This window comes from Marinobacter sp., assembly GCF_041690615.1.
Classification (GTDB): domain Bacteria; phylum Pseudomonadota; class Gammaproteobacteria; order Pseudomonadales; family Oleiphilaceae; genus Marinobacter.
In genome coordinates, this window is the sequence record NZ_JAWLGY010000023.1 from 49,237 (window position 1) to 55,736 (window position 6,500).

8 protein-coding genes and 1 tRNA gene are annotated in these 6,500 nt (G+C 58.7%); 7 read left to right on the forward strand and 2 right to left on the reverse strand.

Annotation, left to right across the window (positions count from 1 at the left end; translation table 11 throughout):
- Positions 1-3: 3 nt before the first annotated feature.
- Positions 4-885 carry a hypothetical protein gene (locus ACESMZ_RS14725; RefSeq protein ID WP_372972860.1) on the reverse strand — a complete coding sequence of 294 codons (882 nt, stop codon included), beginning with the start codon at positions 883-885 and terminating at the stop codon, positions 4-6.
- A gap of 311 nt (positions 886-1,196) precedes the next feature.
- On the opposite strand from ACESMZ_RS14725, the gene ACESMZ_RS14730 reads away from it, so the two are divergent.
- The 7 genes from ACESMZ_RS14730 to ACESMZ_RS14760 all read left to right on the forward strand — a co-directional run bounded on the left by ACESMZ_RS14730 (position 1,197) and on the right by ACESMZ_RS14760 (position 6,244).
- On the forward strand, positions 1,197-1,838 hold the full coding sequence (locus tag ACESMZ_RS14730; protein ID WP_372972861.1) for a hypothetical protein: 642 nt from the start codon (positions 1,197-1,199) through the stop codon (positions 1,836-1,838).
- A gap of 82 nt (positions 1,839-1,920) precedes the next feature.
- Complete coding sequence (locus ACESMZ_RS14735) at positions 1,921-2,310, forward strand: diacylglycerol kinase (protein ID WP_372972862.1); 390 nt, start codon at positions 1,921-1,923, stop codon at positions 2,308-2,310.
- A 74-nt stretch (positions 2,311-2,384) separates the two neighbouring features.
- Positions 2,385-3,575, forward strand: a complete 1,191-nt coding sequence (locus ACESMZ_RS14740; RefSeq protein WP_372972863.1) for a multidrug effflux MFS transporter — start codon at positions 2,385-2,387, stop codon at positions 3,573-3,575.
- A gap of 34 nt (positions 3,576-3,609) precedes the next feature.
- Positions 3,610-4,059 (forward strand): DUF4124 domain-containing protein, encoded by a 450-nt coding sequence (locus tag ACESMZ_RS14745; RefSeq protein WP_372972864.1) that lies wholly within the window; start codon positions 3,610-3,612, stop codon positions 4,057-4,059.
- Between the two features lie 139 nt (positions 4,060-4,198).
- Positions 4,199-4,354: a hypothetical protein gene (locus tag ACESMZ_RS14750; protein WP_372972865.1), complete on the forward strand. Its 156-nt coding sequence runs from the start codon at positions 4,199-4,201 to the stop codon at positions 4,352-4,354.
- A 73-nt stretch (positions 4,355-4,427) separates the two neighbouring features.
- Positions 4,428-5,672, forward strand: coding sequence for an aromatic amino acid transporter (locus tag ACESMZ_RS14755; protein WP_372972866.1), 1,245 nt, complete (start codon positions 4,428-4,430; stop codon positions 5,670-5,672).
- Positions 5,673-6,004: 332 nt separating this feature from the next.
- Positions 6,005-6,244 (forward strand): hypothetical protein, encoded by a 240-nt coding sequence (locus ACESMZ_RS14760; protein WP_372972867.1) that lies wholly within the window; start codon positions 6,005-6,007, stop codon positions 6,242-6,244.
- Positions 6,245-6,414: 170 nt separating this feature from the next.
- On the opposite strand, the gene ACESMZ_RS14765 is transcribed toward ACESMZ_RS14760, so the two are convergent.
- Positions 6,415-6,490 (reverse strand) — tRNA-Phe (locus ACESMZ_RS14765).
- Positions 6,491-6,500 lie beyond the last annotated feature (10 nt).

The window sequence follows — 6,500 nt, forward strand, 5'->3', positions numbered from 1 at the left end:
GGCTTACTGGCCCTCCTCCTGTTGCTCCCGGGCCTGCTGGTTCAGTCTTTCCAGTTCCCTGTTCAGTTGTTCCATCCAGTCGACCAGTTCCTTCTTGAGCTGGTCGTAGGACTGGTCAGACAGTTCCGAGAGCTGCTGTTGTATCCGGGCCAGTTCCTGGCTGACTTCAGCCGCAGCTCCGGAACCTTCCCGCTCCAGGGCTTCTTTCTGGTCCTGGATGGCCTGTTGCGCCTGGTCCAATGTCTGCTGGTCGTCAGGACTGGCATCCGGGTTCTGCTGCCGGGCTTCATCCAGCGAGCGGGCGAAGGCGTCCATTTCCCGCTTGAGGTTGTCGCTATACTGCTCCACCAGGGCTGACAGTTCTCGCTCGGCCTCTCCGGCGAGGGTGGCGAACTCTGCGGCCAGGCGATCCATTTCCTGCGCGGCTTTTTCCGACTCGTCCGCAAACCGGGAGCGCAGGGAGTCGCCCAGACTCCGGAAACTGCCCATGAGGCTCTCAAGCCGGCGGTCAGCCCCGATCTCGTCTCCGGTGTGGTGGTAGTCCACCCGCCACTGGTCGTTGATCCGGATCAGCCGGGTGGTGGTTTCCAGCGCTTCACCCCGGGTGTCGTCCAGACCGTTAACGATGGTTCCGATACTGGCGTGCTCGCCCTCGACCGTCACCCGGCCCCAGCTGATCTCTGCTCCGGTCCAGTCCATACCGAAGCGGTCGAAGCCTGTTTCATCCACCAGTGTTGAAAGTTCGGCCGCCGTTTCGGCGTCGTTTTCAACGACGGCTTCCCAGAATGCCTGTGTGACTTCCTGCGGGGTTTCCGGGTTGCTGCAGCCGGCCAGGGTCAACAGGCAGAACAGGGTGAGTGGTGTAAGCAGGCGACTCATGGTCATGGGAATTCCGGGCTGTCGGTTCGTTTATCAGAACGGGATCATACCGCTGTCGCGGCGCAACTGAAATGTCCCGACTCGGTACCCTGTTCGTTCCTCCGTTTTTCCGTCGTCCACTCCGGTAGCCAGGTGGCCTGGTGCCGCTAGCCGCGGCCAGAGACGGCGTTCCTGGCGTGACTGTCATAAACAGGCTTTGCTACCGGGTTGTCTGGCATGGGGGCGATTGGGCAGGTATCGTAAACCGTTTCCGCCGGTGCCTCCTGTTTCTGTAGACACACCGGCATTTGATGCTCAGTAGTTCCCGGGGATGAGGTATGGATTACATCGCGGCTGTCAGCAGTGCTGTAATGGCTATTGTGTGGATTGTTTACTTCCAGATCTTCTTTATTCAGTACAAGCGCAATAACCGCCCTTACTTGGTGATTCACCATGCGCAGAACGAGAACCCCGATGCCCTCTGCCTGCTCGTCAACATGGGCAAGGAGACTGTCCACATCCAGTGTGTGCAAGTAGTCGTTTTCACCCGTGCAGGGGAAGAAAGAGTACTGACCGTTACTGAGTACCGTCGTCTGGGGGCTGACGACAGCCGAATTCAGCAGGTGCTTCGACAGGGGCCCCTGCAGTCCGGGGGATACCTTGTGCTGGGTTCTTTCCGCAGCATTATCCTCGGCAGGCGTAGCGAGGATGATGACGCGGAATATCTTCTGGAGGATATTACTGACATCGAACTGCGAGCTGCAGTGATTCACGGCCCAAGCCGGTCCCCGGTCGGTGTACGCCGTCACTTTGTGCTCCAGCACGAGGCGGGAGGGTCGAGGATCTTTCCCCGTAATATTCACAGTGAGCAGCTGACCCGCCGACGGGACCGCCAAGAAGTGCGCCGCTGGGTGGAGTCCGAGCTAAGGCCCGAGCGGGAGGGTGGCAGCGAGTCCGAGAATTCCGACCAGACTCGGTGAGTAAGTGGTTGATCTAGTGAAAGGACACGGGACTGCTTGCCTGCCATAATGGGGCCCCGATGTCCCACTGATGAGTGTACTCATGACAGATCGATTCGATCCAAAGACAGCCCGGGAGCTCAAGGGTGGCACCGGGCTGAGCCGTATTCTGAATGCTACCGGTTACTCCATGCAGGGGTTCCGGGCGGCTTTCCGTACTGAGCCCGCGTTCCGGCAGCTGGTGCTTCTCAACGTGGTACTGTTGCCCGTCGCGCTCTGGGTGGATGTGACCCCGGTAGAGCGCGCCCTCCTGCTGCTCACTCCCCTTTTGTCACTGACGATAGAGCTCATCAACTCATCCATCGAGCATGTGGTCGATCGAATTTCCCTGGAACTGCACCCCCTGTCCAAGTCCGCAAAGGATATGGGCAGCGCAGCGCAGTTTATGGGGTTAGTGCTGATCGTCGTCTGCTGGACCACTATTCTGATTTAGTCTGTCCTCCGTAAAGATAGCGATTGCGCATTCCGGGAAAATACGATTAGCTGTCTACCTTTTGGAGGAATGCTTTGTCGCAGTTTCGTCTGGCAATACTACTGGGAATGACCGTTGCGCTGGGTCCCCTGGCGCTGGATGCTTACCTGCCTGCGTTCCCGGATATCGCGGCTGACCTCGGTGTAACCCTCGGCGACGTGGGGCTGACCCTGAGCGCCTATGTCGGCGCCCTGGGGCTGGCCCAGTTGGTGGGGGGCCCGTTGTCGGACCGTTACGGGCGCCAGCTGATTCTGCTGGGCGGGCTGCTGGTGTTTGGCTGCGCGGCGTTCATGGTTTCCCGGGCGGCTTCCATTGATGAAATGTTGCTCTGGCGGGTCGTGCAGGGCATCGGTGGGGCTTTCTGCGCGGTCTCCGTTCCGGCCATTGTGCGGGACACCACCAACGGACAGGACGCGGCCCGCCTGTTTGGCCTGATCGGGCTGATCATGTTTGTAGCCCCTGCGGCAGCGCCATCCATCGGCGCCTTGCTATTGGTCGTGGGTGAGTGGCCGGCGGTGTTCCTGATGTTGACCGGCTACGCTGTATTTCTGGGCTTCGTGCTCAAGCTGGTGATGTTCCGCCGCCTGCCGGTCCATAGGCCGGTGACCACGCCCCTCAGTACCCTGGTGACCAATTACGCCCTGGTGCTTCGCCACCGCACCACCATGCGCTTTGTGGGTATCCAGGTGCTGTGTTTCAGCGCCATGCTGGTATTTATTACCCATGCCTCGTTTATTTACCAGGAATGGTTTGGCCTCTCGAAAACCCATTTCTCAGGGCTCTTCGCGGCCAACGTCGGCATGATGGCAGTGCTGAACCTGCTCAACCGGCGGCTGCTTCTCAGTTACCCCTCCACCCTGTTGCTGCGCATCGGCGTGGTAGTCCAGTTCATCGCCATGCTGTCGCTGGTGGCGAGCGCTTGGGTGGAGGCCCCCTATTGGGTGGTGGCTGGTTGTATTATTGTCGGGGTGGGGTGCATGGGCGCCATTATCCCCAACAACATGGCCAATGCACTGGAGTACTTCCCGCATCTGGGCGGCACAGCCTCGGCGTTGCTGGGGGCAACCCAGTTTACCTTTGCCGGGATTATCAGTGCGCTATCCGCTACCTATGCGGGTGATGCGCTGCTGCCGATCGTGCTGACCATGGCAATTTGTTCCCTCGGTGCCGCAACACTTGCATTTGGTGCACCTCGTGCCGTTGCCCTTGAGGTTGAGGCCGGGTAACCTCCGAAGCTTTCTGAACCCATGGAGAGTCCGAATGCCAGGATGGCAGCCTCCGCTCTTGTTAGCGATTTTGCTGGTGATTTCATCCCCTGTGAATGCTCAGGTCTATAAATGGACCGATCTGGAAGGCGTGGTTCACTACGCTGACAAGGCGCCGGCACAACAGGCCCACGAGCCCTTTCGGTTCGAGGGCTACAGCGAAGTCGAGATGCGGGAGAATATCCGCGCCAGTGAAGCGGTAAGTCGGGGCAGGCGTGAATTGCGTGCCCGGATCGGTTCCGGCAAGGGCAATGGTAGAAAGATCGACAAAGGTGAGGGTGAGGCCCAAAAACGCGAGGCCCACTGCCGATCCCTGGTTGAGCGCATCGAATGGATCGACAGCCGGTTGCGGGTTGGCGGCTACTCGGTCGATCAGGGCAATCGGTGGCGGGCAGAGCGCAGGGAGCTGTCTGGCAAGCGAGCCTGGGAGTGTTTGCGGAACTAGAACACTATGATTGAGCGGTGCCCGGAAAGAGTCTGCAAGCCGGGCACGCAGGTTGTCAGGGGCATTGCGTACGCATCAGAGGTGTAGGGAGTGTTATAATATTTCGCGTTTACAAGCGGCCAACAGAGGAGAAACCAACATGGCCAGGAAAAAGGCGAAAGCCACACAGCACAGCGCCGTGCAGCGGGATCTGAGAACCCCGAAGTATCAGATGCGAGTTGTTGAAGACAAGAGCAAGTACAAGCGCACCCGGGACAAGACGGTCAGGATGGAGGACTTTCGCAAGGCCGCATGATTGTGGTTTTACGAAAGTCTTTCCCCTGATCGCTTCCCATGACGGTAACTGCATTCATGGCTGACATGAAGTAATGGCTCAGCCAGCGCATGGTCGTACTCCCTCCCTGATTGGTGGCTCCAGCATTGTTGCCGGTGTGTGCGTGGGCGCCGGTATGCTGGGCTTGCCCAGCTCCGGAGCCGGCGCCTGGACATTGTGGTCCAGCCTGGCCCTGATACTCACCATGTCGGTAATGACATTGTCTGGCTGGATGCTGCTGGAGGCTTTCAAGCATTACGACCTCCGAGCCTCGTTCAACACCGTCACAAGGTCCCTGCTCGGGGCGAAGGTTAATACCTTCAGCAACCTGATGGTCTACTTTGTGGGTGGCATACTGCTCTACGCCTACATCACCTCTTCAGGGCTGATTATCCAGGACCTGACGGGCATCAGCAGCAAGCTTGCCTCCGTTGCCTTTGTTGCTGTGTTTTCACTGTTTGTCTGGCACTCCACACGAGCGGTGGACCGGCTGTCGGTTGTGCTTGTCACCTTCATGGTGTTGAGCTTCGTGCTGGGGATATCCGGCCTCGCGGCCAGGATCGATCTTGGTGTTCTGTTCGATACCTCGAACGTGGGCGGCCACTACGCGCCCTACGCCCTGGCCTTGTTGCCAGTCGCACTGACATCGTTTGGCTATCATCATTCCGTGGCGTCCCTGCGCGCCTATTACGGTGACGAACGCAAGGCGCAAAAGGCCATTCTCGGTGGAACCCTGATCGCGCTGATGCTCTACCTGGCGTGGCTGGTCAGTATCTTCGGCAACTTGCCGAGGGCCGACTTCGGGCCTGTGGTCGCCCGGGGTGGTGACGTGAATGTCTTGCTGGCAGCCCTGGCTTTCGCCATTGATTCGGAGCGGGTAGCGAACCTTGTCAGCGCCTTCTCGGCTGCGGCGATACTGTCGTCCTTTATCGGCGTAGGGTTGGGCACCTTCGACTACATGGCAGACCTGTTCGGCTTCAGCAACGACCGCAAGGGGCGCACCCGAACCTGGGCCATCACCTTTATCCCGCCATTGCTGCTCTCGCTTGTTGCCCCCTTTGGCTTCGTGCTGGCCATAGGCTATGCCGGTGCAGCCGCCGCCGTATGGACGTGCATTATCCCGGCCCTGCTGGCCAGGAAATCAAGATCACTGCACGGAGGTCGATCAGGCTTTGTGGCCCCAGGTGTGCAAGCAGCAATTGTGTTGGTGCTGGTGTTCGGCGTGTTGACGGTTGCCTTTCATGTCATGGGGCTATTGGGAGTGTTGCCGGTGGCAGAACTGGGGGGAAGGGCGCAGTAGGTTCAGTGTGTGGCTTGCCCGATCGTCAGGCCTTGAAACAACAAAGCCCGCACAAGGAGGCTGTGTAAAAACTCGATTTACATAGCCCCTGAGCTGGCAAGCAAAATGCCTCGGACATTGTCCGGGGCATTTTTGCTTTGAGTCGGTTTATATTTCCAGGCAATAAAAACGCCGGGGACAAACTCAGGCCAGCCTTGCCAGCATCGCCTTCACGCCCAGCACATTGATCGCTCGCATCAGGTTATAACTCAGAACACCCAGGCTGTACTCGCTGCTGGCAGAACCAAGGCCCCAGCAGGTAGCTGGTTATCGTTGCCCGCCGGGGTCAACTCATGGTGGACGATCAGTTGGTGCGCCTCATCAACGGCATTCTGCGCGTTATAACCCACCACCATGCCTTCCCGGCCGGATTTCATCAGCTTGGCATCCGGCTCAGTACGACAGTGTTGAGTTTTGTCTTCATCGACCAGCGTCTTCAGCTCATCCTGAAGCTCTGCCTTGTGGGCTTCCTGAAGCCCATCTCGGACAGATTCAACAAATCGACAAAGGCATCAATGACGCGAACCGGGTGATCTTCGGGGACGTAATCTTCAACGCTGGGCGGGAGCCGCAGCGTCTGACTGCGAGGGGTACCTTCCAGATGTCTCATAAAAAATAACCGCGAGCCATGTCGCGGTTATTTTGCCAGCTTGGGAGGCTGTTTTCACACAGCCTCCCAAGGCGGGCTTCGTCTGAATTCTAATGGTGCCCGGAGGCGGAATCGAACCACCGACACGGGGATTTTCAATCCCCTGCTCTACCGACTGAGCTATCCGGGCAGGTTGCAGT

What these genes read in the sequence shown, in the direction of transcription:
- ACESMZ_RS14755 (WP_372972866.1), top strand. Translation starts at nt 4,428, where the DNA reads ATGGCTCAGCCAGCGCATGGTCGTACTCCCTCCCTGATTGGTGGCTCC.
- ACESMZ_RS14745 (WP_372972864.1), top strand. Translation starts at nt 3,610, where the DNA reads ATGCCAGGATGGCAGCCTCCGCTCTTGTTAGCGATTTTGCTGGTGATT.
- ACESMZ_RS14725 (WP_372972860.1), bottom strand. Translation starts at nt 885, where the DNA reads ATGACCATGAGTCGCCTGCTTACACCACTCACCCTGTTCTGCCTGTTG.
- ACESMZ_RS14750 (WP_372972865.1), top strand. Translation starts at nt 4,199, where the DNA reads ATGGCCAGGAAAAAGGCGAAAGCCACACAGCACAGCGCCGTGCAGCGG.
- ACESMZ_RS14730 (WP_372972861.1), top strand. Translation starts at nt 1,197, where the DNA reads ATGGATTACATCGCGGCTGTCAGCAGTGCTGTAATGGCTATTGTGTGG.
- ACESMZ_RS14735 (WP_372972862.1), top strand. Translation starts at nt 1,921, where the DNA reads ATGACAGATCGATTCGATCCAAAGACAGCCCGGGAGCTCAAGGGTGGC.
- ACESMZ_RS14760 (WP_372972867.1), top strand. Translation starts at nt 6,005, where the DNA reads ATGGTGGACGATCAGTTGGTGCGCCTCATCAACGGCATTCTGCGCGTT.